Annotated in this window: 28 protein-coding genes; 13 read left to right on the top strand and 15 right to left on the bottom strand. The window is 64.9% G+C overall.

Annotated features, from left to right (window positions below; genetic code table 11):
• Window positions 1-753: a slipin family protein gene (locus AC1MHZ_RS02495; RefSeq protein ID WP_084855406.1), complete on the top strand. Its 753-nt coding sequence runs from the start codon at window positions 1-3 to the stop codon at window positions 751-753.
• A 33-nt stretch (window positions 754-786) separates the two neighbouring features.
• On the opposite strand, the gene AC1MHZ_RS02500 is transcribed toward AC1MHZ_RS02495, so the two are convergent.
• The 3 genes from AC1MHZ_RS02500 to AC1MHZ_RS02510 all read right to left on the bottom strand — a co-directional run bounded on the left by AC1MHZ_RS02500 (window position 787) and on the right by AC1MHZ_RS02510 (window position 4,067).
• Window positions 787-1,419, bottom strand: a complete 633-nt coding sequence (locus AC1MHZ_RS02500) for a LysE family transporter (protein ID WP_084855405.1) — start codon at window positions 1,417-1,419, stop codon at window positions 787-789.
• A 150-nt stretch (window positions 1,420-1,569) separates the two neighbouring features.
• Window positions 1,570-2,157: a mechanosensitive ion channel domain-containing protein gene (locus AC1MHZ_RS02505; protein ID WP_084855404.1), complete on the bottom strand. Its 588-nt coding sequence runs from the start codon at window positions 2,155-2,157 to the stop codon at window positions 1,570-1,572.
• Window positions 2,157-4,067 (bottom strand): ATP-binding cassette domain-containing protein, encoded by a 1,911-nt coding sequence (locus AC1MHZ_RS02510; RefSeq protein WP_084855403.1) that lies wholly within the window; start codon window positions 4,065-4,067, stop codon window positions 2,157-2,159. The genes AC1MHZ_RS02505 and AC1MHZ_RS02510 overlap by 1 nt, the downstream gene beginning before the upstream one ends.
• Before the next feature lie 69 nt (window positions 4,068-4,136).
• Here AC1MHZ_RS02510 and AC1MHZ_RS02515 point away from each other — a divergent pair, with 69 nt between their 5' ends.
• On the top strand, window positions 4,137-4,619 hold the full coding sequence (locus tag AC1MHZ_RS02515) for a TIGR02444 family protein (RefSeq protein WP_084855402.1): 483 nt from the start codon (window positions 4,137-4,139) through the stop codon (window positions 4,617-4,619).
• On the opposite strand, the gene AC1MHZ_RS02520 is transcribed toward AC1MHZ_RS02515, so the two are convergent.
• Complete coding sequence (locus AC1MHZ_RS02520; protein ID WP_368828756.1) at window positions 4,595-5,683, bottom strand: AlgP family protein; 1,089 nt, start codon at window positions 5,681-5,683, stop codon at window positions 4,595-4,597. The two genes, AC1MHZ_RS02515 and AC1MHZ_RS02520, sit on opposite strands and share 25 nt — an antisense overlap.
• A gap of 224 nt (window positions 5,684-5,907) precedes the next feature.
• On the opposite strand from AC1MHZ_RS02520, the gene AC1MHZ_RS02525 reads away from it, so the two are divergent.
• Complete coding sequence (locus AC1MHZ_RS02525) at window positions 5,908-6,570, top strand: FKBP-type peptidyl-prolyl cis-trans isomerase (protein ID WP_084855400.1); 663 nt, start codon at window positions 5,908-5,910, stop codon at window positions 6,568-6,570.
• 9 nt (window positions 6,571-6,579) lie between these two features.
• Here the strand turns inward: AC1MHZ_RS02525 and rsd are convergent, their stop codons facing one another.
• The 7 genes from rsd to AC1MHZ_RS02560 all read right to left on the bottom strand — a co-directional run bounded on the left by rsd (window position 6,580) and on the right by AC1MHZ_RS02560 (window position 13,039).
• Entirely contained in the window at window positions 6,580-7,050 is a 471-nt protein-coding gene (gene rsd / locus AC1MHZ_RS02530) for a sigma D regulator (RefSeq protein WP_084855399.1), read from the bottom strand.
• Window positions 7,051-7,281: 231 nt separating this feature from the next.
• A complete protein-coding gene (locus tag AC1MHZ_RS02535) occupies window positions 7,282-7,788 on the bottom strand; it encodes a disulfide bond formation protein B (protein ID WP_084855398.1) in 507 nt (168 codons plus the stop codon).
• Between the two features lie 222 nt (window positions 7,789-8,010).
• Complete coding sequence (locus AC1MHZ_RS02540; RefSeq protein ID WP_084855397.1) at window positions 8,011-9,249, bottom strand: heme biosynthesis HemY N-terminal domain-containing protein; 1,239 nt, start codon at window positions 9,247-9,249, stop codon at window positions 8,011-8,013.
• Entirely contained in the window at window positions 9,246-10,346 is a 1,101-nt protein-coding gene (locus AC1MHZ_RS02545) for a uroporphyrinogen-III C-methyltransferase (RefSeq protein ID WP_084855396.1), read from the bottom strand. The genes AC1MHZ_RS02540 and AC1MHZ_RS02545 overlap by 4 nt, the downstream gene beginning before the upstream one ends.
• Window positions 10,347-10,391: 45 nt before the next feature.
• The gene (locus AC1MHZ_RS02550; protein WP_084855395.1) at window positions 10,392-11,162 is read right to left on the bottom strand and encodes a uroporphyrinogen-III synthase; all 771 of its coding nucleotides are present in this window, start codon (window positions 11,160-11,162) and stop codon (window positions 10,392-10,394) included.
• Window positions 11,159-12,100, bottom strand: a complete 942-nt coding sequence (gene hemC, locus AC1MHZ_RS02555; RefSeq protein WP_084855394.1) for a hydroxymethylbilane synthase — start codon at window positions 12,098-12,100, stop codon at window positions 11,159-11,161. Before hemC ends, AC1MHZ_RS02550 begins: the two co-directional genes overlap by 4 nt.
• Window positions 12,101-12,295: 195 nt before the next feature.
• Window positions 12,296-13,039, bottom strand: coding sequence for a LytR/AlgR family response regulator transcription factor (locus AC1MHZ_RS02560; protein WP_084855393.1), 744 nt, complete (start codon window positions 13,037-13,039; stop codon window positions 12,296-12,298).
• Window positions 13,040-13,348: 309 nt separating this feature from the next.
• Here AC1MHZ_RS02560 and argH point away from each other — a divergent pair, with 309 nt between their 5' ends.
• The gene (argH, locus tag AC1MHZ_RS02565; RefSeq protein WP_482965992.1) at window positions 13,349-14,743 is read left to right on the top strand and encodes an argininosuccinate lyase; all 1,395 of its coding nucleotides are present in this window, start codon (window positions 13,349-13,351) and stop codon (window positions 14,741-14,743) included.
• A gap of 37 nt (window positions 14,744-14,780) precedes the next feature.
• Here argH and AC1MHZ_RS02570 read toward each other — a convergent pair whose 3' ends face one another.
• Entirely contained in the window at window positions 14,781-15,440 is a 660-nt protein-coding gene (locus tag AC1MHZ_RS02570; protein ID WP_465001564.1) for a glutathione S-transferase, read from the bottom strand.
• A gap of 147 nt (window positions 15,441-15,587) precedes the next feature.
• Between AC1MHZ_RS02570 and AC1MHZ_RS02575 the strand changes: the two genes are divergently transcribed.
• From AC1MHZ_RS02575 to AC1MHZ_RS02585, 3 genes are all read left to right on the top strand, one after another.
• Window positions 15,588-15,896 (top strand): hypothetical protein, encoded by a 309-nt coding sequence (locus tag AC1MHZ_RS02575; protein WP_084855390.1) that lies wholly within the window; start codon window positions 15,588-15,590, stop codon window positions 15,894-15,896.
• A 64-nt stretch (window positions 15,897-15,960) separates the two neighbouring features.
• Window positions 15,961-16,206: a TIGR02647 family protein gene (locus AC1MHZ_RS02580; protein WP_084855389.1), complete on the top strand. Its 246-nt coding sequence runs from the start codon at window positions 15,961-15,963 to the stop codon at window positions 16,204-16,206.
• Window positions 16,207-16,449: 243 nt separating this feature from the next.
• Window positions 16,450-19,314 (top strand): class I adenylate cyclase, encoded by a 2,865-nt coding sequence (locus AC1MHZ_RS02585; RefSeq protein WP_368828753.1) that lies wholly within the window; start codon window positions 16,450-16,452, stop codon window positions 19,312-19,314.
• Between the two features lie 33 nt (window positions 19,315-19,347).
• Here AC1MHZ_RS02585 and rnk read toward each other — a convergent pair whose 3' ends face one another.
• From rnk to cyaY, 3 genes are all read right to left on the bottom strand, one after another.
• Window positions 19,348-19,758 carry a nucleoside diphosphate kinase regulator gene (gene rnk / locus AC1MHZ_RS02590; protein ID WP_084855387.1) on the bottom strand — a complete coding sequence of 137 codons (411 nt, stop codon included), beginning with the start codon at window positions 19,756-19,758 and terminating at the stop codon, window positions 19,348-19,350.
• Between the two features lie 133 nt (window positions 19,759-19,891).
• Window positions 19,892-20,113: a DUF1289 domain-containing protein gene (locus AC1MHZ_RS02595; RefSeq protein ID WP_084855386.1), complete on the bottom strand. Its 222-nt coding sequence runs from the start codon at window positions 20,111-20,113 to the stop codon at window positions 19,892-19,894.
• 1 nt (window position 20,114) lies between these two features.
• The gene (cyaY, locus tag AC1MHZ_RS02600) at window positions 20,115-20,447 is read right to left on the bottom strand and encodes an iron donor protein CyaY (protein WP_043213409.1); all 333 of its coding nucleotides are present in this window, start codon (window positions 20,445-20,447) and stop codon (window positions 20,115-20,117) included.
• 269 nt (window positions 20,448-20,716) lie between these two features.
• On the opposite strand from cyaY, the gene lptM reads away from it, so the two are divergent.
• Genes lptM through AC1MHZ_RS02630 form a run of 6 tightly spaced genes read left to right on the top strand, consistent with a single transcriptional unit; the run spans window position 20,717 to window position 25,330 of the window.
• Window positions 20,717-20,923 (top strand): LPS translocon maturation chaperone LptM, encoded by a 207-nt coding sequence (gene lptM / locus AC1MHZ_RS02605; RefSeq protein ID WP_084855385.1) that lies wholly within the window; start codon window positions 20,717-20,719, stop codon window positions 20,921-20,923.
• A gap of 9 nt (window positions 20,924-20,932) precedes the next feature.
• Window positions 20,933-22,180 carry a diaminopimelate decarboxylase gene (lysA, locus tag AC1MHZ_RS02610; protein ID WP_084855384.1) on the top strand — a complete coding sequence of 416 codons (1,248 nt, stop codon included), beginning with the start codon at window positions 20,933-20,935 and terminating at the stop codon, window positions 22,178-22,180.
• Window positions 22,181-22,184: 4 nt separating this feature from the next.
• Window positions 22,185-23,015, top strand: a complete 831-nt coding sequence (dapF, locus tag AC1MHZ_RS02615; protein WP_084855383.1) for a diaminopimelate epimerase — start codon at window positions 22,185-22,187, stop codon at window positions 23,013-23,015.
• Window positions 23,016-23,028: 13 nt separating this feature from the next.
• The gene (locus AC1MHZ_RS02620; protein WP_084855382.1) at window positions 23,029-23,739 is read left to right on the top strand and encodes a DUF484 family protein; all 711 of its coding nucleotides are present in this window, start codon (window positions 23,029-23,031) and stop codon (window positions 23,737-23,739) included.
• The gene (gene xerC, locus AC1MHZ_RS02625) at window positions 23,739-24,638 is read left to right on the top strand and encodes a tyrosine recombinase XerC (RefSeq protein WP_084855381.1); all 900 of its coding nucleotides are present in this window, start codon (window positions 23,739-23,741) and stop codon (window positions 24,636-24,638) included. The genes AC1MHZ_RS02620 and xerC overlap by 1 nt, the downstream gene beginning before the upstream one ends.
• Window positions 24,635-25,330: an HAD family hydrolase gene (locus AC1MHZ_RS02630; protein ID WP_084855380.1), complete on the top strand. Its 696-nt coding sequence runs from the start codon at window positions 24,635-24,637 to the stop codon at window positions 25,328-25,330. Before xerC ends, AC1MHZ_RS02630 begins: the two co-directional genes overlap by 4 nt.
• Window positions 25,331-25,572: the final 242 nt, after the last annotated feature.

Below are 25,572 nucleotides of genomic sequence, written 5' to 3' on the forward strand. Positions count from 1 at the left end.
ATGTTCGTTCAATTCGGTTTCGGCGCGGTGCTGGCGGTCCTCGGCCTGCTGCTGCTTTCGGCCCTGCGTATCCTGCGCGAGTATGAGCGTGGCGTGGTGTTCCAGCTGGGGCGCTTCTGGCAGGTCAAGGGGCCTGGCCTGATCCTCCTGATCCCGGGCATCCAGCAGATGGTGCGGGTCGACCTGCGCACGGTGGTACTCGATGTGCCGACCCAGGATGTGATCACCCGCGACAACGTCTCGGTCAAGGTCAATGCCGTGGTGTACTTTCGCGTGCTCGACCCTCAGAAGGCGATCATCCAGGTAGAGGACTTCTTCAGTGCCACCAGCCAGCTGGCCCAGACCACCCTGCGCGCGGTACTGGGCAAGCATGAGCTCGACGAATTGCTGGCCGAGCGCGAGCAACTGAACTCGGACATTCGCCTGGTGCTGGACGCCCAGACCGACGCCTGGGGCATCAAGGTGGCCAATGTCGAGATCAAGCACGTCGACCTCAACGAGTCGATGGTGCGCGCCATCGCCCGCCAGGCCGAGGCCGAACGCGAACGGCGGGCCAAGGTGATCCACGCCGAAGGGGAATTGCAGGCCTCGGAGAAATTGATGCAGGCCGCGCAGATGCTTGGCAAGGAGCCGGGAGCGATGCAGTTGCGCTACATGCAGACCCTGGGAACGATTGCCGGGGACAAGAGTTCGACCATCGTCTTTCCGCTGCCGATGGACCTGCTCAAGGGGTTGGTCGATAAACAGCCGTGAAGGCCCTGTCTCTGCTGGGCCGTCTACGGCAGGTCAGACCGGCGCGCGGCGCAAGGTGGCCAGGAAGGTCGCCGCACCGATGAACAGCCCGGCGAAGGTGCGGTTCAGGCGCTTCTGCTGCTTGGGTGTGCGCAGCAACCGCAGCACGCGGGCTGCGAGCCCTGTGTAGCCAGCCATCACCAGCATGTCGACGGTGATCATGGTCGCGGTAATGGCCAGGTACTGCGGCAGCAATGGCTCATGGGGGTTGATGAACTGCGGCAGCACCGCGAGCATGAACACCAGGGCCTTGGGGTTGCTGACGTTGACCAGGAAACCACGGAACACCAGGCTCAACGGCTTGCCGATCGGCCGCACGGCAGAGGAGTCGCTCATGTCCATGGGCAAGGCGCGCCATTGCTTGTAGGCCAGGTACACCAGGTAGCCGACACCGAACCACTTGATGAGCTGGAAGGCGGTGGCCGAAGCCGCGAGGATGGCACCTACACCGGCGGCGATGACGGCGATCTGCACGATCAGGCCCAGTTGCAGGCCCAAGGCGTTCCAGTAGCCACGCCAAAAACCGTACTGCAGCCCGCTGGACATCGAGGCAATGGCCCCGGCACCCGGCGACAGGCTGATCACCCAGCATGCGGCCAGAAAGGCCAACCAGGTTTCCATCGACATCGCACACCTCGCTCGAACAAATATTGCAAAAGGTTAAGCTAAGGCCTTGGCGAAAAAATAACCAGCGATTTTTAGGGTGCCGGTGCAGGCTTCTTCGCGGGTAAACCCGCTCTCACAGGCATACCGCCGAGCCCGATACGGTTCCAGCTATCAATCAGCCTCGACCGCCTCACCCTTGGTCACGACCGGCACCTCGGTCCCTCGCCAGCGGCGCACAGCCTTCTGGAAGAACTGGCTGTTCGGCACTTGCACCAGCGCCCCGCCCGCCTCGGGCGTTTCCATCAACGTGGTGTACAACAGGTTGATGGCGATCACCCGGCCCTTGACCCCGGGCTTGTCCAGGGTGTCGACCAGCTCGACCACATCGCCGATGCGAAACGGCCCGACCGTGAAGATCAGCACCGCGCACAGCAGGTTGGACAACACGCTCCAGATGGCGAAGAACGCCACCGCTGCCACGGCCACGAAGCCCGACAGAGCCGTCCACAGCACCGTGGCCGAAACGCCCATGCGCTCCAGCACGAACAACAGTGCGCTGCCCATGATCAGCCAGCGCAGGCCACCACGCACCGGCACCAGCAGCTCCGGCGGCAGCGGGTAGCGCTCACCCAGGCTCTTCAGGCCCCGCGCGACCACACGCTGCAGGATGAACGCGGCGATCAGGATCAGCAGGATCTGCAACCCCAGCCAGAACGCATCCATCCATTGCCCCGGCAACAGCGAACGCAACGCCTCCATCAGGACAGCGCCTCGAGTTCGGCCTGCATGCTCTCGAGAGTCTCCAGGGCTTCCATCCAGGCTTCCTCAAGCTCACCTTCACGCTGCTTGAGCTTGGTCTGGCGGGCCAGCAGGTCACGCAGTTCGTCCTTGCGAGCCGCTTCGTAGAGGCTGGCATCGCCCAGGGCGGCTTCGATCTCGGCCAATTGCCCGTGCACCTGGTTCAGCTCGGCTTCCAGCTTCTCGGCTGCGCGCTTGTGGGGCGCCAGTTGCTGGCGCAAGGCGGCGGCAGCCTGGCGCTGGGCCTTCTTGTCGGTCTTGTCCGGGTTGGCCGGAGCATTGCTGGTAGGGGCGCTGCGCTGGCGGTAGTCGATCAGCCAGCGACTATAGTCGTCCAGGTCGCCGTCGAAGGCCTCGACCTTGCCATCGGCCACCAGCAGGAAATCGTCGGTGGTGCTCTTGAGCAGGTGGCGGTCGTGGGAAACCACCACCACCGCGCCGCTGAATTCCTGCAGGGCCATGGTCAGGGCCAGACGCATCTCCAGGTCCAGGTGGTTGGTCGGTTCGTCGAGCAGCAGCAGGTTAGGCCGCTCCCAGGCGATCAACGCCAGTGCCAGGCGCGCCTTCTCGCCACCGGAGAAGTTCACCACTGGCTCGTCGACGCGGTCGCCGTGGAAGTCGAAGCCACCGAGGAAGTCACGCAGGGTCTGCTCGCGCTCGGCAGGTGCGATGCGTTGCAAGTGCAGCAACGGGCTTGCCTTGTCGTCCAGCGAGTCGAGCTGGTGCTGGGCGAAATAGCCCACGGCCAGGTTCTCGCCACGGACCAGGCGCCCGGCGAGCGGCTGCAGTTCACCGGCCAGGTTCTTGATCAGAGTCGACTTACCGGCGCCGTTGGGGCCGAGCAGGCCGATACGGGCCCCGGGCGCCAGCTGCAGCTTGACCTTCTCCAGGACGGCCTTGTCGCCATAACCGAGCCGACCTTCGGAAAGGTCGAGCAAGGGGTTGGAGATCTTCTCCGACTCACGGAAGACGAAGTCGAACGGCGAATCCACATGGGCCGCCGACAGCTCTTCCATCCGCTCCAATGCCTTGATCCGGCTCTGCGCCTGGCGAGCCTTGGTGGCCTGGGCGCGGAAGCGGGCGATGTACTTCTCCATGTGCGCACGGCGGGCCTGCTGCTTCTCGTAGGCCTGCTGCTGCTGCGCCAGGCGCTCGGCCCGGGTGCGCTCGAAGGCGGTATAGCCGCCCTTGTAGAGGTTGAGCTTGCGCTGTTCGACGTGCACCACATGGTCGACCACCGCATCGAGGAAGTCGCGGTCGTGGGAAATCAGCAGCAGCGTGCCGGGGTAACCCTTGAGCCAGTCTTCCAGCCAGAGGATGGCATCCAGGTCCAGGTGGTTGGTGGGTTCGTCGAGCAGCAGCAGGTCGGACGGGCACATCAGCGCCTGGGCCAGGTTCAGGCGCATCCGCCAACCACCGGAGAAATCGCCGACGCGGCGATCCATCTGCTCGGCAGTGAACCCGAGCCCGGCCAGCAACTTGCGTGCGCGGGCATCGGCGGTATAGCCGTCGGCGCTGTCCAGCTCACTGTGCAGGCGTGCCAGGGCGGTACCGTCATGGGCAGCCTCGGCGACGGCCAATTCGGCCTGGACCTTGCGCAGGCGCACGTCACCGTCGAGCACATAGTCCACAGCCAGGCGGTCGAGGGTATCGACTTCCTGGCGCATGTGGGCGATGCGCCAGTCGGCCGGCAGCTGGCAGTCACCGCCATCGGGTGACAGCTCGCCACGCAGCAAGGCGAACAAGCTGGATTTTCCGGCGCCGTTGGCGCCGATCAGGCCGGCTTTGTGACCGGCGTGCAGGGTCATCTCGGCGCCTTCTAGCAAGCGCTGCGGACCACGCTGTAAAGTGAGGTTGGATAGTCTGATCATGATGGTCGCGGAGTCTATCAGCTTCCCACTGGAGCACACAGGCCACCTTGACCACTGGCGAGCCCGAACATGCACGACGATTTGTGGAACTACGCCCTGGCCCTGTACACCCGGCCAGGGGTTGAAAGCGCCTGCCTGACCTTGCAGGCACTGGGCGGTGATGTCTGCCTGCTGCTGTGCGGCACCTGGCTGCGAGCGCGTGGCGTGGCGCCGGATGCCGAGCGGGTGCGTGCACTGCAGGAGCTTGCCGCGCCCTGGCAACGCCAGGTCGTGACGCCGTTGCGAACGCTACGCCAACAGTGGCGTGCCGGCGTGCAGGACGACCCGCAGCTGGCGGCGTTGCGCGAGCGAGTGAAAGGGTTGGAATTGGAGGCCGAGCGCACCTTGCTGGCACGCCTGGAGCAGCGGGCACAGGCATGGCCCACTACGAAGGGCCACCCTGTGGAAGACTGGCTGCCCTGGCTGGCGCCAGAGCAGGCCCGCGACCACGACGCGCTGCGTCAACTGCGCGTCGTGGCCGAAGGGCTTCAGGACGCCGACGAAGGCGACTGAGCCGGGCTGCTGGCCGGTGCTGGCGAAGCGGCAGCCGGTGCCGCCGAGTGGGTCGCTGGCGCCGAGCTGCTGCTTACCGCCGGCGTGGATGGCTTGGTTTCGGCAGGCTTACTGGCGGCAGGCTTGGCTGCAGCTGGCTTGGCCGGGGCTTTTGCCGCAGCGGGTCTGGCTGCGGGCTTGCTCGCGGTGGCCTTGGCAGCAGCGGGTTTGGCAGCCGGCTTAGCGGCAGCGCTCTTGGCCGCGGTAGGTTTGGCTGCGGGCTTGGCAGCAGCCTTGGTGGCGGCTGGTTTGGCTGCGGGCTTCGCGGCAGCGGCCTTGGCGGCAGCTGGCTTGGCAGCGGTGGCTTTGGCAGCAGGCTTGGCAGCGGCAGCTTTGGTCGCAGCTGGTTTGGCAGCAGCGGTACGCGCGGCTGGTTTGGCAGCAGCAGTCTTCGCGGCTGCGGGCTTGGCGGCGCTGCGGGTAGCCGGCTTGGCAGCAGCGGCTTTGGCGGCGGCCGGTTTTGCAGCAGGTTTGGCAGCGGCAGTGCGAGCGGTAGCCGGTTTAGCGGAAGCCTTGGCTGGGGCCGCTTTGGCGGCCGGCTTGGCAGCCGGTTTGGCCGCGGCTTTCACCGGCGCCTTGGCCGCAGGCTTGGCCACTACCCGCGCCGGAGCCTTGGCAGCGGCGGCACGTTGGTCAAGCGCCTTGCCGGCGGCTTCGCGTACCTTGCCGACACCCTGCGCCAGCTTCAGGCTTTCCTGGGCATCGCGCTTGAGTTGTTGAATATAAGAGCGAGTCTGTGCCTGACGCTCTTTGAGCGAATCGAGCAACTCTTCAAGTTCGCCGGCTGCTTTCTGGGCCTTGCCCTGGGCCTTGGCTTTACCGGCCTTGGCGGCGTCCTGCAACTTCAGGCGCGCATTGTGGAGTTTTTCCTGCGCCTTGCCACGTTGCTTTTCCAACTTGGTCAGCAGTTTCTCGGCATCCGCCAGCGCTTGCGAGCAGGCATCTTCCAAATGTTCGAGCAGGCTGCCCGAAAGTTGCTGGAGCAGGTGCAACGGCGTACTGACTGGCTTCTTCTTGGCCGACATGGCTTACCTCCTGGCTGACGAGAGTGCGGCTCATACTATGCTTCTGCTGCTTACGCCGCTAGGGCATGTTGACCGTAATATTGATGCCGCGTTGCATGCCTGGGCAAAGTTGTCATCTTGCAGCTCGGTGCAAGTGTAGTTGGTCAATAAAGTGTTGCTGATATTTACATATCTTTCATCAACAAGGCTGGCATACTTTCCGTTCCTCCCAACCGGAGTTGAACGTGCCTCGTTATCTTGTCCTGGGCCTGTGCCTGGCAGCCCCCTTTGCCCTGGCCGATCCTGATACCCCTGCCAATGACCATGACCTGGCCTACAGCCTGGGCGCGAGCCTCGGTGAACGCCTGCGCGCCGAAGTTCCCGGCCTGCAGCTCGATGCACTGCTCGAAGGGTTGCGCCAGGCCTATCAAGGCCAGCCACTGAAACTGGAAAAGCCGCGCATGCAGGCCATCCTCCAGCAGCACGAGGAACAGGCCAACGCAGCGGCAGAGCAGGCCGAGATCGAGCGGCTACAGGCGGACGAAAAACGCTTCATGGCCAGCGAGCGGGCGCGCGCCGGCATGCATGAGCTGGACGGGGGCATCCTCTACACTGAACTGGCGCGTGGCAATGGCAACGCCCCCAGGGCCGGCGGCAAGGTGCAGGTACGCTACGTGGGGAAACTGCCGGACGGCTCGGTCTTCGACCAGAGCCTGCAACCGCAGTGGTTCAGCCTGGATTCGGTAATCGAAGGGTGGCAGGCAGCCTTGCCGCGCATGAAGGCAGGGGCGAAGTGGCGCCTGGTGATCCCCTCGGCGCAGGCCTATGGCGCCGAAGGCGCGGGCGACCTGATCGCCCCTTACACGCCCCTGGTGTTTGAAATCGAACTGCTGGCGGTCGCCAACTGACACAGGCCGTCAGGCCTGCACCGCGCTCTCTTCCTTGTGCGCGTTGTGCAGCACTTCGATCAGGCAGTCTTCCAGCTCGAAGCGCTCATGCAGCAAGCTGCCGAGCTTGCCCAGTTTTTCAGCGAAGCGCTCTGTGTCCTTGCATTCCCCTTTCTCGCAATGGTCATTGAAGGCCAGGGCGATCTGGGTAATGTCATTGATTCGCGGATTGATATCCTCGGCCAGCTTCAGGGCCTCGTTGTCACCGAACGCCTTGGCCTCCGTGACCAATTGTTCGCAGACTTCGAAATGCCACGCCGACACATAATCGACCAGCACCGCACAGAAGTCGCGGTTCTTGTCCTTGTCGGCAAAGGCTGGCTTGGCATCGCGCAAGGTGCGAAAAGCCTTGACCAGCTCCTCCCGCTCCTTGAGCCAACGATCGATCAGCTTGTGAACCCCACCCCAGCGTTCCTGAGCGTTCTGACAACTATCGAGCATGGCTATCTCATCCCTTCTGGGTTGATGCCGCTGCACCTCGCGCATAAACACCGCAGCACAAAGGTGACATCAGCAGGACGGCATCGAGCAGTTGTGTTTTCGGTATGCGTGCTGGGAGATTATTCCCGCGCGTGCTGGCCTTCAAGGTACGCAGCGGACAAAGTTCATACAAGCGTTTAATCCCCTTCCGGGGCACCGCTGGTCGAACAATCCCATCGCGCTTGCCATGGGTCAACCTTTGTCGATCATGTGCAAGCGATACGCAACCAACCACCCCAGGGGTAGCGTCGATAACAGCAGGAAGGCCAGCAGGCTCCATTCGGGCAGGGTCAGGTCGATGAAGCTCCAAGTCAACGAGGTGCAGTCGGGGCCACCGAACAGAAGTTGCCTCAAGGCCTCGCGCCAGGATTGCTCCACGACCCGCCCGAACGGCATCTGGCAAGTCTCGACCACCGCCCCCGCTCCCTGCAGCCAGACATGTCGCGCCGCCAGCAACGCGCCCCCCACCGAACTGGCCAGCGCCAGCCCGGCATAGTTGCGACTGCCACGCAACTGCGGCCTGTGGACAATGGCGCATAGGCAGATCAGCGAATACATCCCCAACAGCAGTCGCTGGCTGAAACACAGCGGACATGGCACCAGGTTCAACACATGCTCGAGGTGGAAAGAGGCGATCAGGACCGCCATCGAGGCGAGCCAGCCTGGTAGGAAGAAGACGCGCAAACGGGCCGGCAGCATGGGCAAGGAAAGTCCCGGGTTGGATGAAGTAGTCCGGAACGGTAGAGGAAAGACACGCTTTGTTTCAAGGCACTACCAGGAAGACAAGTCCCTGATTGAAAAAGGAAAGTGTTCAATTTTACGTAGGAAGTTTCCGAAGCAGGCCAGCGTAAACACTGGCGATGCTACCGGAGAAGTTACTGACACAAGTGCCCACGGGGTGGCATGGGCACTTGTGTCGGGTCAGGCACGCACGCCTTCGGGTAGAGGCAGGGCCAGCAGGCGCTCGTCCAGCAGGCCCAGGCCCTCCTGGAACAACTGGTTGCTGCGCTCGGTTTCCCCAAGCCCGGCAAGCAGGCGGGCCAATTCGGCACAGGCTTCCGGGTTGCGCTCCATGCGCAAGCTGCTCTCCAGGTAGTCACGGGCCTTGCCCCACAGGCGGTTCTGCAGGCTCAGCCGCCCCAGGGTCAGCAACAGGCTCGGGTCTTGTGGATGCTCCTTGAGCCAGCCCTCGGCAGTTTGCAACTGGCGGGCGGTATCGTCACCGCGCACCAGGCCATACAGCCGGGCCAGGTGGCTTTCATACTGCCGCTTGAGGGCAGCGCGCAGCACCTGCTCGGCCTCGCTCTGGGCCCCGACCTGGCGCAATTGCTCGGCATACGCCGAAACCAACTGCGGCTCCTGGCGCTGGGCGGCAGTCAGCTGTTGCCAGGCCCGTTCCAGTGCCTGCCGGGCCGCCTGCGGGTCTTCGCCGCGGGTCGCGGCCAAGCCCAGGTTCTGGCCCCAGGCACGTTGCTCCAGTTCGGCCAGTTCCTTGGCTGGCAGCACCTTGCCCTTGCGCAACTCGGGCAGCAGCCGGATGAGGGCCGACCAGTCACCGGTCTCCAGGTGCAGGCGATGCAGCAGGCGCAGCACCTGCGGGTTGTGCGGGTGGCGCTCCTGCATGGCCAGCAGGGTTTCATGGGCGCCGCCGATATCGCCACGGTCCATCTGCAGCTGCGCGTGAGTCAAGGCGATGGCCAGTTCGGCCTGTGGCTGGCGCTCGAGGGCACGCTCGAGCAGGTTGTCGCTCTCTTCTGCTCGGCCCAGTTCGTTGGCGGCACGCGCCGCGCCAAGGTAGTAGAGCAGCGGCTGGCGCTCGGCCTCGGCCGCCCGGTGCAAATGGCGCTGGGCACTGGCCCAGCGGCCTTCGGCCAGGTCCAACTGACCTTGCTCGATGGCGATGCGGGTGCGCCGGCTGCGGTTGCGGCGCGACCAAGGGTTGACCACGCCAGTGGAGGTCAGCACCAGGCCCACCAGGTAACGCAGCAACCAGAGCACCACGACGACGGCAACCAGCGCCGCCAAGGCCGCCCAAAGCCCGGACTGGTAACGGAACCCACCATAGGCGATCAGCACATAGCCGCTGTGCTTGGCCACCGCGATGCCCAATGCCGCGGCCACCACGATCGCCAGCACCGCCAGCAGGTAGACACGCTTCATGGCTTGCCCCCTTCGGCTTCGGCCGGCAGGTGGCTGCGCTGGATATAGGCCTGCACCGCTGCCAGGCTCTCGCTCAGGTCAGGGGTGACCACCGAGACCGGCTGCTCGGCCAGTTCGTTGAGGCTGGCAAGCATGGCCTTGCTTTGCGGGTTGTCGGCGTTGAAATTGGCCAGCAGTACGCTGCGTGCATCGTCCAGGGCCTGGGTATAGACCTTGGCGTCGCCATTGAGCGCGGCCCATTGTGCCTGTTCGATGGTCAGGCTCAGGGCCAGGCGCAACTGGTTCAGCGACTGCCCGGACAGCAGCGGCCGCACGTTCTCATCGGCATTGAACTCGATCTGGAAGTACTTGGAGATCTCGGCCCACCACTGGGACAGGCGGCTGGCACCGTCGCCGTCAGCGGTCAGTGCCCCCAGGGCATCAGCCTTGGTTTCGAACTCCGGCGACTGGGCGCTGAGTTGCTGGACCAGCTCGCGCTGGGCGGCGAGCTTGAGGAACAGGCCGGTGCGGTCCGGCTGTTCGGTGCTGCTGAGGGTCGCAAGGCTGCGGGCCAGTTGCTCGCGGGCGGCGAAGGCGCCCGGGTCGCTCTGCTCGCGCAGGATCTCGTCGGCGCCTTCGACCAGCGCCTTGGCGCTGGTGATGTCCTGCAGGGCCGACAGGCGCAGGGTCGCCAGGCGCAGCAGGTGCTCGGCCTCGGCCAGGCGCCATTCCTTGCGGCTTTCGCCGAGCACCGTCTCCAGGCGCTGGCTCAGGCGTTGCTGGTCGCCCTGCAGTTGGGCCACCAGGCGCCGGCGATCTTCCAGCTCACTGGCCGCCGGCAGGCTGGCCAGCTGGGCGCTGATCTGCTGTTCGCGCTGCTGCAAGGCGGCCGTGCGCTCGTTGAGGGTTTGCAGGTGCTGGCCCTGGCCTTGCTCGGTGCCTTGCAGCTGGCGAACCTGCCAGACGCCCCAACCACCGACTGCGACCCCAGCCGCACCCAGCAGCAGAGCCAACAGCGCCAAGCCATTGCCAGAGCGCTTGGCAGGCGTGGCGGAGGTGGATTCCGGCGTCTCGGACGCCGTAGGTTGTTCGTTGTTGGACAAGACAGTTTCGCTCACGTATCCATCCTTTGCATGGGGGCGCGTCGCATACAGCTTAGCGCCTTAGTCGGCAGGTGCAGCACTTCGCTGCACCGCAGCAATCAAGGCCGTGGCACTGGCGCCACGGCAATCCACAATCTGTTGGGCGCCTGCCGCCCTGGCCTGTTCGGCGACCCTGGGGCTCGGCACGAACAATGGCAGGTGCGAAAGGCACGGCCAATCGGTGCCCGCCAGCTGCAGCAGGTGCACCAGGCCCTGCCCACTGCTGACCACCAGACCGTTGAGGCGTTCCGCCTCGACGCGGCGCAGCAGGGTACCGGCCGGATACTCCGGCAAGTTGCGGCGATACAGTTCCAGATAATCGACACTAGCACCTTGCTCTCCAAGACGCCCGGCCAACAGTTCGCGACCTCCCACACCACGGACGATCAAAACCCGCGGCCTGGCGACCTCGGCGATAGCCTCGCGCAGCTGGGGCAGCGCGAGCAAGGCCTCGCTGTCATCGCCCTGGGCTGGGAAGCTGGCGTGCAGGCCATGGCGCTCGAGCACCTGGGCCGTGGCCGCGCCCACCGTGAACCAGCCCCGGCATGGCGGCTTCAGGCCAGCCTGGGCCAGGTGTTCGAGCAACAGGCGAGCAGCCGGCTTGCTGACCACGACGATCGCCTGGTACGCCTGCAGTTGCGCAAGCACCCCGGCCTGCGGCGTCTCGAGCACTACAGGCGCAATGGCCAGCAACGGCAGGCTGCTGCTGGCGATACCTACCTGCGCGAGGCTTTGCGCCAGTGCCTGGCACTCCTCTTCGGGGCGGGTCAGCAGCAGGCGCCAAGGGCTCACGGGTGGCCGGCCTCGCCGTATACGTCCTTGAGGATCGCCTCGGCGCCCTGTGCCAGCAGGGCCTCGGCAACCTGCACACCCAGCGCCTCGGCCTCGCCGCGCGGCGCCCGGGCATCGGCCACCAGCAAGGTGCCACCGCTGGGTTGGCCGACCAGGCCACGCAGCCACAGCTGCTCGCCTTCGAGCACTGCGTAGCAGGCGATCGGCACCTGGCAGCCGCCGTTCAGACGTTTGTTCAGAGCCCGCTCCGCCATCACCCGGTCGGCGGTGTCCGCGTGGTGCAAAGGCGCCAACAAGGCATGGATCGCCTGGTCGGCGCTGCGGCACTCGATACCCACCGCGCCCTGCCCGCCCGCCGGCAGGCTATCTTCGACACTGAGGCTGGCGCGGATACGGTCTTCGAAGCCCAGGCGGATCAGGCCGGCCGCGGCAAGGATGATGGCGTCGTATTCACCGGCATCGAGCTTGGCCAGACGGGTGTTGACGTTGCCACGCAGGAAGCGGATCTGCAGGTCTGGGCGGCGAGCCAGCAGCTGTGCCTGGCGGCGCAGGCTGGAGGTGCCGACGATGCTGCCGGCTGGCAGTTCCTCGAGGCTGGCGAAACGGTTGGAAACGAAGGCATCGCGGGGGTCTTCACGCTCGCAGATGCAATACAGGCCCAGGCCCTCGGGGAAGTCCATGGGCACATCCTTCATCGAGTGCACGGCGATGTCGGCTTCGTTGTCCAGCAGGGCCGTTTCCAGCTCCTTGACGAACAGCCCCTTGCCGCCGATCTTCGCCAGCGGAGCGTCGAGCAGCTTGTCGCCGCGGCTGACCATGGGCACCAAGGTCACGACCAGGCCTGGATGGGCCTGTTCCAGGCGGGCCTTGACGTATTCGGCCTGCCACAGGGCCAAGGCACTTTTACGGGTGGCAATGCGGATTTCGCGAGTGGACATGGAACGCCCCGAACCAAAGAAATGCTGTCGATGATAACAGCATCGTCGGGGTCGCTTGCAGATATGGGTCAGGATCCTTTGTTGCCTGGACCACCCCAATCGCCGGCAAGCCGGCTCCCACGGAAATGGTGCAATGCGCGAACCTGGCGGTATTCCAGTGGGAGCCGTCTTGCCGCCAATAGGGCCGCAGCAGGCTCAGAGGGTCTGCATCATCTTGCGCACGCCGGCCACATGGCGGCGGCTGACGGTCAGGGCGTCGCCGTCCAGGCCCTTGAGGTACAGCTGGAAATGCCCCAGCGGCGTACGCTGCAGGCGCTCGATACGTTCACGGGCGACCAGCGCGTTGCGATGGATGCGCACGAAGCGCTCACCGAATTCGTCTTCCAGGGCCTTGAGCGGCTCGTCCAGCAGGACCTCGCCGGCTTCGTGGCGCAAGGTCACGTACTTGTGGTCGGCGATGAAATAGATGACCTGGGGCAACGGGATCAACTCGATGCCTTTACGCGTCCTTGCACTGATATGGCTGCGCGGCCCACCGCCTTCATTGGCAGGCCGGGTAAGGGCGGCGAGCTGGGCACGGTTGGGTTTGTCGGCCTTGCGCAAGGCATCGCGCAGGGCCTGGGGTTGGATGGGCTTGGTGACGTGGCTGAGGGTACTGTCCTTGAAGGCCTGGCTTCCGTATTCATCATCACCGGTGCAGAACACCACCGCCGGCGGTGCCTCGCGTTCGCACAGGCGGGCGGCGACCTGCAGGCCATCAACGCCGGGCATGCCGATGTCCAACAGGACCACATCGGGCTTGAGGCTTTCGATCAAGGCCAGGGCCTCCTCGCCGTTGGTGGCGCTGGGCTCCAGCACGGTGTAGCCCTCCAGCTCGCCAAGCAGCCTGCCAAGGCGTTCGCGGGCCAGGGGTTCGTCATCAACGATCAGGACATTCATGATTACGCTGGATTCCTGAGTGAGTCTCGCATGGGTATAGCGTAGACAGATGTAGGGTGACCGACAGCGCGGTCACGCTCTAGACCGATGCGATGGCCAAAGATTCACTGACCTGACAGATTCGCTGCCAGTCCTTTGTCCAACTGTAGACGCTTCGTGGAACACTGCCGTTCAATCGTTGAATATCCCCACATCCGATGCTGGCACGCATTTTCGGCGGATTCTCTCGACCAGCGCCCTGCGGCGCGTGCCCCAACCCTGCTATGATCGGCGCCACTTTTTTCGTTCACGCCTTCAACGAGTGAATCCATGAGCACCGACAAGACCAATCAGTCCTGGGGCGGCCGCTTCAGTGAGCCCGTCGACGCCTTCGTCGCCCGTTTCACCGCCTCGGTCGATTTCGACAAGCGCCTGTACCGTCACGACATCATGGGTTCGATCGCCCACGCCACCATGCTGGCGCAGGTCGGCGTGCTCACCGATGCCGAGCGCGATGCCATCATCGATGGCCTGAAGACCATCCAGGGCGAGATCGAGGCTGGCAGCTTCGACTGGCGTGTGGACCTCGAAGACGTGCACATGAACATCGAAGCACGCCTGACCGACCGCATCGGCATCACCGGCAAGAAGCTGCACACCGGCCGCAGCCGCAACGACCAGGTGGCCACCGACATCCGCTTGTGGCTGCGCGACGAGATCGACCTGATCCTGGCCGAGATCACCCGCCTGCAGCAGGGCCTGCTGGAGCAGGCCGAGCGCGAAGCCGAGACCATCATGCCCGGCTTCACCCACCTGCAGACGGCCCAGCCGGTCACCTTCGGCCACCACCTGCTGGCCTGGTTCGAAATGCTCAGCCGTGACTACGAGCGCCTGGTTGACTGCCGCAAGCGCACCAACCGCATGCCCCTGGGCAGCGCCGCGCTGGCAGGCACCACCTACCCGATCGATCGCGAGCTAACCTGCAAGCTGCTGGGCTTCGAGGCCGTGGCCGGCAACTCGCTGGACGGTGTTTCCGACCGCGACTTCGCCATCGAATTCTGCGCCGCGGCGAGCCTGGCGATGATGCACCTGTCGCGCTTCTCCGAAGAGCTGGTGCTGTGGACCAGCGCCCAGTTCCAGTTCATCGACCTGCCCGATCGCTTCTGCACCGGCAGCTCGATCATGCCGCAGAAGAAGAACCCGGACGTCCCGGAGCTGGTGCGCGGCAAGAGCGGCCGCGTGTTCGGCGCCCTGACCGGCCTGCTGACCCTGATGAAAGGCCAACCGCTGGCCTACAACAAGGACAACCAAGAAGACAAGGAACCGCTGTTCGACGCCGCCGACACCCTGCGCGATTCGCTGCGGGCCTTCGCCGACATGATCCCGGCGATCAAGCCCAAGCACGCCATCATGCGTGAAGCGGCCCTGCGCGGCTTCTCCACCGCCACGGACCTGGCCGACTACCTGGTGCGCCGTGGCCTGCCGTTCCGCGACTGCCACGAGATCGTCGGCCACGCGGTGAAATACGGCGTGGAGACCGGCAAGGACCTGGCCGAGATGAGCCTGGACGAGTTGCGCCAGTTCAGCGACCAGATCGAGCAGGATGTGTTTGCCGTGCTGACCCTGGAAGGGTCGATCAATGCGCGCAATCACATCGGCGGCACCGCACCGGCCCAGGTGCGTGCAGCCGTGGCACGCGGCAAGGCGCTGCTGGCTTCGCGCTAAGTCACCCTTGGGGCCGCCTGGCGGCCCCCTTCTCATCTCAACGCTTGCCGCGAACCATCTCCAGGAACGCCGGCATCGCCGCGTCCTTGTCTGCCGCGATCTGCGCCACGTGCGGATTGTCCGCGAATGTCTTCATCAACGCCTCGGCCTGCGGGAAATCCGCCAGGAAGTCGATGTTCAGCACTTTTTTGCCCACGGCACAGGCCAGGTCCACCGAGAAGCAGAACATCAGGTCGGCCAAGGTCATCTGTTCGCCCGCCACATAGGGAGCGAAACGGCCATTGCGCTTGAGCGTGGCGAACCCTGCCAGCAAGTCGGCGCGGGCACGCTCCTTGACCACCGGTTCAACCGCCATGCCGAAGAAGGCTTCCGGGTAGCAGGTGCGCGCCGGCAGTTCGATGTACAGCTCGATTTCCTTGAGCAGCTCACGCACCTTGGCCTGGGCGAAGGCATCGGCCGGCAGCAGCGGCTTGCCGCCCTGGGTTTGCTCGATGTAGTCGAGAATCACGCTGGTCTCGCTGAGAAAGCCGTGTTCGGTCTCCAGCACCGGCACCTTGCCCCGCGGGCTGATGGCCAGGGACTGCGGCGTCTGGCTGGGGAAGAGCAGTACTTCTTCGAAGGGCAAGCCTTTTTCCAGCAGGGCCAGCTTGACCATGTTGTAGTAATTGCTGACGGCAAATCCATGTAGCTTGAGCATTGGGTGCAGCCTCCAGGCCGTAGTGGGATGAGCCGGCTGTTTATAGCCCCATCGTCTGCGGCTGGCCAGCATCATCCGCCAGGTCGATGGCCAGGCATCGCCGACGCGGGCATGGCACACTGTGCATCCCACCCTAGGAGCACAGCCATGAGCGAGCCCAGCGACATCGACAACAATGAAGAGGAAGCCTTCGTCGAGGCGACCCTGACCCAGGCCATCGAGAACCAGATCGAAAGCGGCGAGCCGCCAGCGGCCAAGGCTACCTTCAATAAACTGACCCTGGTCGGCTACGAGCGCGAGGACATCCTCAACCTCATGGCCCATGTGCTGGCCATCGAGATCGATGCCATGCTCGATGAAGATCGTCCGTTCAACGGCGAGTGGTACGAGAACGCCCTGCGTGCCCTCCCCGAGCTTCCACCTGAAGCAGATCAAGGCGACAACGACGAAGCCTGACTACACTCCAGGATCAGGCACCGACCACGGTGCCTCCGTCCTTGTCTGGAAGTCAGGAGTCGCCATGTCCTTCACCCCCGAACTGATCGCCGAACTGGAAGTCCTCGCCCTGTTCAACCTGGACTCCCACCAGGAAGGCATCAAGGTCCACAGTAATGCCTCCCCTGCCCTGGTGGCTGCCGCCCGGCGCCTGTACGAAAAGCAACTCACCGACCAGCCCGACGGTGGCTACCTGACCAGCCTGGGGCTCGATGCCGCCCAGAGTGTCCAGCAAGTGCTGACCATCCTCAAGGCGGCACAACCGGCCTGAGCCAAACCCGCGCCTCAGGAATACCACGCCTCCTCCCCTGTGGGAGCGGGCTTGTCCCGCGATTGGGCCAGCCCTGCCATCGTAGTTGCATGGCAAGGGCTTCGCCCTTGATCGCGGGGCAAGCCCGCTCCCACAGAGGGGGCGGTAGCAGCAGGAAAATGACGTCAAAAAGCCACTTATCGCTTATCCGACTGCAATACTCAGGCTAAACTCGGCGCAGCGCCTGGAAGCCCTGAGTACGCAATGAACCGCCCCCACGAAATCCGCCCCGACCTCGACCAAGGCATCGACCGCAAGGAACTGGCGAAACTGCGTGCGCGCTTCCTGCACGTCAACCAGGGGCGCCTGGAGCGGGCACGGGAAGGCCTTTCGGCACGCCAGCAACACGTGCTGACCCTGTTGCCGCTGCTGTTCCACGTCAATCACCCGCTGTTGCCAGGCTACGTCTCGGGCAACACCCCCGCCGGCCTGTCCGGCTTCGAGCCAGGCCCGCAGTTGCTGGCCGAGGCCCAGCGCCTGGCGCGCTCCTTCACCCACAAGGCTCGCCGGGGCAATGTGCCGCAGTCCATCCACGGCCTGTTCCTGATGGGCAGCCTGGGCACGCTGGCCCAGGCCGAGCAAAGCGACATGGATGTATGGGTATGCCATGCCCCGGGGCTTAGCGAACTTGAACTGGCCGAACTGCGGCGCAAATGCCAGTTGCTCGAGGCCTGGGCGGCCAGCCAAGGCGCGGAAGCGCACTTCTTTCTCATAGAACCCCAGGGGTTCGTCGATGGCGAGCGCAATGGCCAGCTGAGCTCGGATGACTGCGGCACCACCCAGCACTATCTGCTGCTGGACGAGTTCTACCGCACCGCCATCTGGCTGGGCGGGCGCACACCCTTATGGTGGTTGGTGCCGGTGTACGAAGAGCACAACTACCAGGCCTACACCCAGACGCTGCTGTCCAAGCGCTTCATCCGTGCCGAGGACGACCTCGACCTCGGCCACCTGGCGCACATCCCGCCCGGCGAGTTCGTCGGTGCCGGGCTGTGGCAGCTGTTCAAGGGCATCGACTCACCTTACAAATCATTGCTCAAGCTCCTGCTGACCGAGGCCTACGCCAGCGAGCACCCTGGCGTGCACTGCCTGAGCCTGGACTACAAGCAGGCGGTATTCGCCAACCAACTGGACCTGGACGCTCTGGACCCGTACGTAATGGTCTATCGGCGTATCGAACATTACCTGCAAGGCCGTGGCGAAACCGCACGCCTCGAACTGGTACGGCGCAGCCTGTACCTGAAGGTCAACAAGAAGCTCAGCGAGCACGGCCGCGCCCGTGCCGGTGGCTGGCAACGCCAGTTGCTGCAACGCCTGGCCGGGGAATGGGGCTGGGACGAACGCCAACTGGCGATGCTCGACAGCCGTGCCCAGTGGAAGGTGCGCCAAGTCGCCGTCGAACGCCGTGAGCTGGTAGCCGAGCTCAACCACAGCTACCGATTCCTCACCCAGTTCGCCCGCGGCCAGAACGCCAGCACCCGGGCCGACCAACGCGACCTCAACGTCCTGGGCCGCCGCTTGTATGCAGCCTTCGAGCGCCGCGCCGGCAAGATCGAGGTGATCAACCCGGGCATCGCACCGGACCTGGCCGAGGACACCCTGACGCTAGTGCAATCGCCCAACCGAAAGGAGCCCGGCACCTGCCACTGGGGCTTGTACAACGGCAACCTGGGCGTGCACGAATGGGAGCATTTCAGCCCCATCAAACGCTGCCGCGAGCTGCTCGAGCTGCTCACCTGGGCCCATCGCAATGGCGTGATCGACAGCAGCACACGCCTGGCGCTGCACCCTGGAAGCAGTGACCTGACCGAGTTCGAGCTGTTCAATCTGCTGGGCGCCCTGCAACAGACGATCGCACTGCCACTGGAAACCGTCAGCGAGATCCGCCTGCTGCAACCGAGCGTGGCCGACGAGATCCTGCTGCTGATCAATGTCGGCATCGACCCGTTGCGCCAGCATCGCGACCTGAACATCCTGATGACCACCGAACGCACGGACTCGCTGAGCTACGCGGGCGTGCGCGAGAACCTGGTGCTGACCCTGGACCAGGTCACCCTCAACAGCTGGAACGAAGTGCTGGTGCACCGCTACGACGGCGAACACGCCCTGGTGCGCTGTCTGCGCGACTACCTCAACAGCCTCGGCCAGCGCCGTCATCGCCCGCGCCTGCGGGTGCGCTGCTTCTGCCACAACCGCGCCCAGGCCATCACCCAACGGGTCGAGGGCATCTTCGCCACCGTACAACAGTTGCTCGACCAGGGCCTGAACCACCGTTACCTGTTGCAGGTTGCGCAGCATACCCATGTGCTGGAGCTCGAGCCCGGCCAGGTCACCCTCGCCACGCTCCCTGACCACGAGGCGGTGTTGGCGTGCCTGGGCGAGGAGCGTGGCGCCTACAGCCCCCTGCACCTGGATGCCAATGCCTTGCAGGATCATGACCTGCCATTGCTGCTGGAACAGGGACGCCCCCATTGCATCCAGGTGTTCTACCGCCTGTTCGAGGGCTGGGCCGACCTGTATGTGCTCGATGAATACAACGCGCTGTGGCAACAGCGCCTGCCTTTGCAGGACGAGGCGCACCTGCTGCTACCGTTGCAACGTTTCTTGCGCTCGGTGGTGGTTCGCCGCGACGCCCAGCTGCCGCTGGAGAGCCTGCAGCAGGCGTCGCTGGAGATCTTCTACTACCAGCTGCTGCCGTCGGGCAACGGCAAGGCGCGTAGCCTGGAACCGCGGCCTGTGCCGAACGAAGAGGGTGGCCGAGGTGGCTATGAAGTCCAGGCGATCCTGCAGGCCGGTGCGGATGACGAGGTGCATGTGACGCTCTACTGCGACCAGCTGGAGTTTTCCCAGCTGGAGCATGGCGACCAGCTCTATGCCGTGGTCGCCCGCCAGATTCTTGGCCAGCGCCGCAGTGCGGGCAGCTACCGCTGCTATATCACCGACCTGGACCTGTCCGAGCTGTTGGAAGATGAGCAGGGTTCGACTGCGCTGTACCTGCGCTACAAGACCGAGCTGGAGAAGGCGTTGAATGAAGGGCTGGAGGAGTTGCAGGCGGTGCGGGAGCCTTGAGATCGGGCCGCAAAGCGGCCCCTACCCTACCTTTCAAAGGTCGAAATCACCCGCCGCTTCCGGCTGGTACTCGACCTCCAGCAACGTCAGCTTGAGTGTCTTGCCGCCCGGCGCCGGCCAGTCGATCTGCTCGCCCACCGACAACCCCAGCAGCGCGCAGCCGATCGGTGCGAGGATCGACACCTTGCCTTCGCCGCCGGCATCCTTCGGGTACACCAGGGTCAGGTGATAGTCCTTGCCGCTGGCTTCCTCGCGGCAGTGCACGCGCGAGTTCATGGTCACCACCCCGGCTGGGACCTCCTCGTGACCCACCACCTGCTCGGCGCGGTCCAGCTCGTCCTGCAAGGCGAGCACACCCGGCGTACTTTCGTCGAGGCTGTCGATCAGACGCTCCAGACGCTGTACGTCCAATCGGGTGAGGATGAGGGAAGGCTTGGTGCTCATGATCCAGTCAGACTCCTTTTTAACAGGCAGATAAAGCAAAACCCCGCCCAAGGGCGGGGTTTGTGAATGCTTTTGGCGTCAACGACGCAAACCTGACACTACCACAGCCGGGCAAATACTCAAGCCCATGGCATCATTGGGTGCTGTGCTGCGCCCGCAGCACCTGGGCTTCGCGGCAGATCTGGCGGCGCCGTTCGTCGTCTGCCGAGCGCCATTCACGGATGTGTTCCACATGACGGAAACAACCGGTGCAGACCCTGCGCTCGTCGAGCCGGCAAACGCTGACACACGGCGAAGGCACCGCCGGGCTTACGTTGCTGTACAGCGGCTTGGGCGGCCGGGGTTGCTCGCTCATCTCAGATCTCGTCGAAGTCCAGCTTCTCGCCGGCGCGCTCCCAGACAATGCGCTCGAGCATCTCGCCCAGCAGTTCCTCGCTCTTCTCGCAGACCCATTTGCCGCTCTCTTCGTCATAGTCGAAGTGGAAGCCCCCCGAGCGGTCGGCCAGCCACAGCTGGCGCAGCGGCTCCTGACGGCTGAAGATCAGCTGGCTGCCACTGTCGAACTTGATGGTGAGCACCCCGGCGGAGTTCTCCATGTCCACATCCAGCCCGCTTTCATCGAACAGGTCTTCCAGGGCCTGTTGGGTCGCGTCGACCAGGTCGTGGAAACGCGCTTCGCTCAAACTCATTGCAGGAACCTCGAAATTGGCTGCTTACGGCAAGCCGGGCAAGATACGGGCGCTTGCCGGCGAATGCAAAGGTTAGCATCTGTGTCGGCGGCGCTCCGTTCGTAGGTAGAACCGCTCCCGCAGCCCAGCGTTCGGCCCAGTCGGAACGAGTTCACCCGCCAACAGCATGCAGGCTGTATGTCCGCCAGGCGGACCGGTCCTTGCATAGGCAAGCCCGCAGGCGCTCGGTATACTCGGGCGTAATACTGCATATTTCAAAGGATTCGCCAATGAAGCGCCTGATTTCCTCCCTCGCGGCGCTGGTCGCGGTTGCCTGCCTCGTTTCGGCCTGCGGTCAGAAGGGCCCTCTGTACCTGCCTGAAGAAGGCAAGGACGGCAAGGACAGCCACAAGTCGCACCAGCATCAAGCTGCCGAGCCGGCTGCACCGGTCGATGCCGCCGAACCCGCCCAGCAAGAGCCGCAGCCCGAGCAGTAAGGAAATCCAATGGACGCTTTCAACTACCGCGACGGTGAGCTGTTCGCGGAAGGCGTGGCCTTGTCGGCCATCGCCGAACGTTTCGGCACCCCCACCTACGTCTACTCGCGTGCCCACATCGAAGCCCAGTACCGCAGCTACACCGACGCCCTGCAAGGTGTCGAGCACCTGGTGTGCTTCGCGGTCAAGGCCAACTCCAACCTGGGCGTGCTGAACGTCCTGGCGCGCCTGGGCGCGGGCTTCGACATCGTCTCCGGCGGTGAGCTGGAGCGTGTGCTGGCCGCCGGCGGGCGTGCCGACCGCGTGGTGTTCTCCGGCGTCGGCAAGACCCGCGACGACATGCGCCGCGCCCTGGAAGTGGGTGTGCACTGCTTCAACGTCGAGTCCACCGACGAGCTCGAACGCCTGCAGGTCGTGGCGGCCGAGATGGGCAAGGTCGCACCGGTGTCGCTGCGAGTGAACCCGGACGTCGATGCCGGTACCCACCCGTACATCTCCACCGGCCTGAAAGAGAACAAGTTCGGCATCGCCATTGCCGACGCCGAGGCCATCTACGTACGCGCCGCGCAGTTGCCCAACCTGGATGTGGTCGGTGTCGACTGCCATATCGGTTCGCAGCTGACCACCGTCGAGCCGTTCCTCGATGCCCTCGACCGCCTGCTGGTGCTGGTCGACCGCCTGGCCGAGTGCGGCATCCACCTGCGTCACCTGGACCTGGGTGGCGGCGTCGGCGTGCGCTACCGCGACGAACAGCCGCCGCTGGTGGCCGACTACATCAAGGCGATCCGCGAGCGCGTAGGCGAGCGCGACCTGGCCCTGGTGTTCGAACCTGGCCGCTACATCGTCGCCAATGCCGGCGTGCTGCTGACCCAGGTCGAATACCTCAAGCACACCGAACACAAGGACTTCGCCATCATCGATGCGGCGATGAACGACCTGATCCGCCCAGCCCTTTACCAGGCCTGGATGGGTGTCAGCGCGGTCAAGCCACGCCAGGGCGAAGGCCGCAGCTACGACCTGGTCGGCCCGATCTGCGAGACCGGTGACTTCCTGGCCAAGGACCGCGTGCTGAACCTGGCCGAAGGCGACCTGCTGGCTGTCCAGTCCGCGGGCGCCTATGGTTTTGTCATGAGCTCGAACTACAACACCCGTGGCCGCTGTGCCGAAGTGCTGGTCGACGGCGACCAGGCCTTCGAGGTCCGTCGCCGGGAAACCATCGCCGAACTGTTCGCCGGCGAAAGCCTGCTCCCGGAGTGACCCCATGCTGCTGCGTTTCACCAAGATGCATGGGCTGGGCAACGACTTCATGGTCCTGGACCTGGTCAGCCAGCACGCGCATATCCAGCCCAAGCACGCCAAGCAGTGGGGCGACCGCCACACTGGCGTGGGCTTCGACCAGCTGCTGATCGTCGAGGCCCCCAGCAACCCGGACGTGGATTTCCGCTACCGGATCTTCAACGCTGATGGCTCCGAAGTCGAACAGTGCGGCAACGGTGCGCGCTGCTTCGCCCGCTTCGTACTGGACAAGCGCCTGACCGCCAAGAAGCGTATCCGCGTGGAAACCAAGGGCGGCATCATCGAGCTGGACGTGCGCAACGATGGCCAGGTGTGCGTCGACATGGGCCCTCCGCGCTTCGTCCCGGCTGAAATACCCTTCGTCGCCGATAAACAGGCCCTGAGCTACCCGTTGGAAGTCGACGGCCAGGTCCATTCGATCGCCGCCGTTTCCATGGGCAACCCCCATTCGGTGCTGCGTGTCGACGACGTGCGCACTGCGCCGGTGCATGAACTCGGGCCGAAGATCGAACACCACCCGCGCTTCCCGCAGCGGGTCAACGCCGGCTTCATCCAGGTCATCGACCGCCACCGCGCCAACCTGCGCGTGTGGGAACGTGGCGCCGGCGAGACCCAGGCCTGCGGTACCGGCGCCTGCGCCGCTGCCGTGGCCGCCATCAGCCAAGGCTGGATGGATTCGCCGGTGACCATCGACCTGCCGGGCGGGCGCCTGAACATCGAATGGGCCGGCCCCGGCAAGCCCGTACTGATGACCGGCCCCGCCGTGCGCGTCTACGAAGGACAGGTTCGTCTTTAAGCGAGTAACCGCCATGACCGATCAGCCCCAGGCTGCACCCAAGCAGGCCCAGGACCTCGATGCCGAGGCCGTGGTCGCCTACCTGCGCGCCCACCCGACCTTCTTCGCCGAACACGACGAGTTGCTGGTCGAACAGCGCATCCCGCACCAGCGCGGTGACAGCGTGTCGCTGGTGGAACGCCAGCTCAAGCTGCTGCGCGACCGCAACATCGAGATGCGCCATCGCCTGTCGCAGTTGATGGACGTGGCCCGGGACAACGACCGGCTGTTCGACAAGACCCGACGGCTGATCCTCGACCTGCTCGACGCGGGCAGCCTGGAGGAAGTGGTGATGGCGGTCGAGGACAGCCTGCGCCAGGAATTCCAGGTGCCCTTCGTCAGCCTGATCCTGTTCGGCGAAACGGCCGCCCCGGTCGGTCGCTGGGCCAGTAGTGGCGAGGCCCAGCAGGCCATCGGCGCGCTCCTGGGCAGTGGCAAGACGGTCAGCGGCAACCTGCGCGAGCACGAGCTGGCCTTCCTGTTCGGCGAGGAGCAACGCAAGGAAGTCGGCTCCAGTGCCGTGGCCGCCCTGGAATACCAGGGGCTGCATGGCGTGCTCGCAATCGGCAGCCGCGACCCGCAACACTACAAGAGCAGCGTCGGCACCCTGTTCCTCGGCTACATCGCCGAAGTGCTCGGCCGTGTCGTCCCACGCTTCACCCAGACCCTGCGACCGGTGCGCTGATGGAGCGCCAGCTGGAGGCTTATTGCGCACACCTGCGCAACGAGCGCCAGGTGTCCGACCACACCCTGCTGGCCTACCGTCGCGACCTGCAGAAGGTCATCGAATATTGCAACAGCCAAGGCATCGACGGCTGGGAGGCGCTGCAGGTACAGCAACTGCGCCAGCTGGTCGCACGCCAGCACCACCACGGCCAGTCGTCGCGCAGCCTGGCACGCCTGCTCTCGGCAGTGCGGGGCCTGTACCGCTACCTCAACCGCGAAGGCCTGTGCCAGCACGATCCAGCCAACGGCCTATCGCCACCCAAAGGCGAACGGCGCCTGCCCAAGACCCTGGATACCGACCGCGCACTGCAACTGCTCGATGGCGGCGTCGATGACGACTTCATCGCCCGACGCGACCAGGCCATCCTCGAGCTGTTCTATTCGTCCGGGCTGCGCCTGTCGGAGCTGACCAACCTCGACATGGACCACCTGGACCTGGCCGGCGGGTTGGTCCAGGTCCTGGGCAAGGGCGGCAAGGCCCGCGTCCTGCCGGTCGGCCGCAAGGCCCGCGAGGCCCTGCAGGAGTGGTTCAAGCTGCGCGGCATCAGCGCCCCGCGGGACAATGCCGTGTTCGTCACCCGCCAGGGCAACCGCCTCGGCCCACGCGCCATTCAAATACGGGTCAAGACTGCCGGCGAGCGCGAACTCGGCCAGCACCTGCACCCGCACATGCTTCGCCATTCCTTCGCCAGCCACCTGCTGGAATCGTCCCAGGACCTGCGCGCCGTGCAGGAGATGCTCGGCCACGCCGACATCAGCACCACGCAGATCTACACCCACCTGGACTTCCAGCACCTGGCCGCGGTGTACGACAGCGCCCATCCTCGGGCCAAACGCAGCAAAGGCACAGACTCATGAGCATCAAGCTGATCACCTTCGACCTGGACGACACCCTGTGGGACACCGCACCGGTGATCGCCAGCGCCGAGATCGTCCTGCGCGACTGGCTCGAGGCCAACGCCCCGAGCTTGGGGCCGATCCCGGTCGAACACCTGTTCGCCATCCGTGAGCGCCTGGTACAGGCCGAGCCTGGCCTCAAGCACCGGATCAGCGCCCTGCGCCGCCGAGTGCTGTTCCATGCCCTGGAAGAAGTCGGCTACAGCGCAAAACAGGCCCAGGAACTGGCCAACGAAGGGTTCGAGGTGTTCCTCCATGCCCGTCACCAGGTCGAGGTATTCCCCGAGGTGCAACCGGTGCTGGAGATTCTGCGTCACCAGTACATCCTCGGCGTGGTCACCAATGGCAACGCCGATGTGCGTCGCCTGGGGCTGGCGGACTATTTCCGGTTCGCCTTGTGCGCCGAGGACCTGGGCATCGGCAAGCCGGACCCGGCACCGTTTCTTGAAGCCCTGCGCCGTGGCGAGGTGGAGGCCAGTGCGGCTGTGCACATCGGCGACCACCCCGGTGATGACATCGCCGGCGCCCAGCGCGCAGGGCTACGGGCGGTGTGGTTCAACCCCCAGGGCAAGGCCTGGGCGGGCGAGCAGGCGCCGGATGCCGAGATCCAACGGCTTTCCCAGTTGCCGGACATCCTGACCCGCTGGCGGTGAACGGATCTGTGGGAGCGGGCTTGTCCCCCGATTAGGCCCGACCCGATATCACCGTCGCCTGGCAAGGGCTTCGCCTTGACCGCGGCACAAGGCCGCTCCCACAGGGGCAGCACTAACCACGTGTACGCTGCGCGACAGCTCAGCCCGAAGGGCTAGGTAATCTCCACAGAATCATTGCCGGCCCCACCGGATCGCCAGCCACAAAAAAGCCCGCAGCGACGGCGGGCTTTCTTGCATCCAGC

Source organism: Pseudomonas sp. FA-1 (assembly GCF_056856075.1).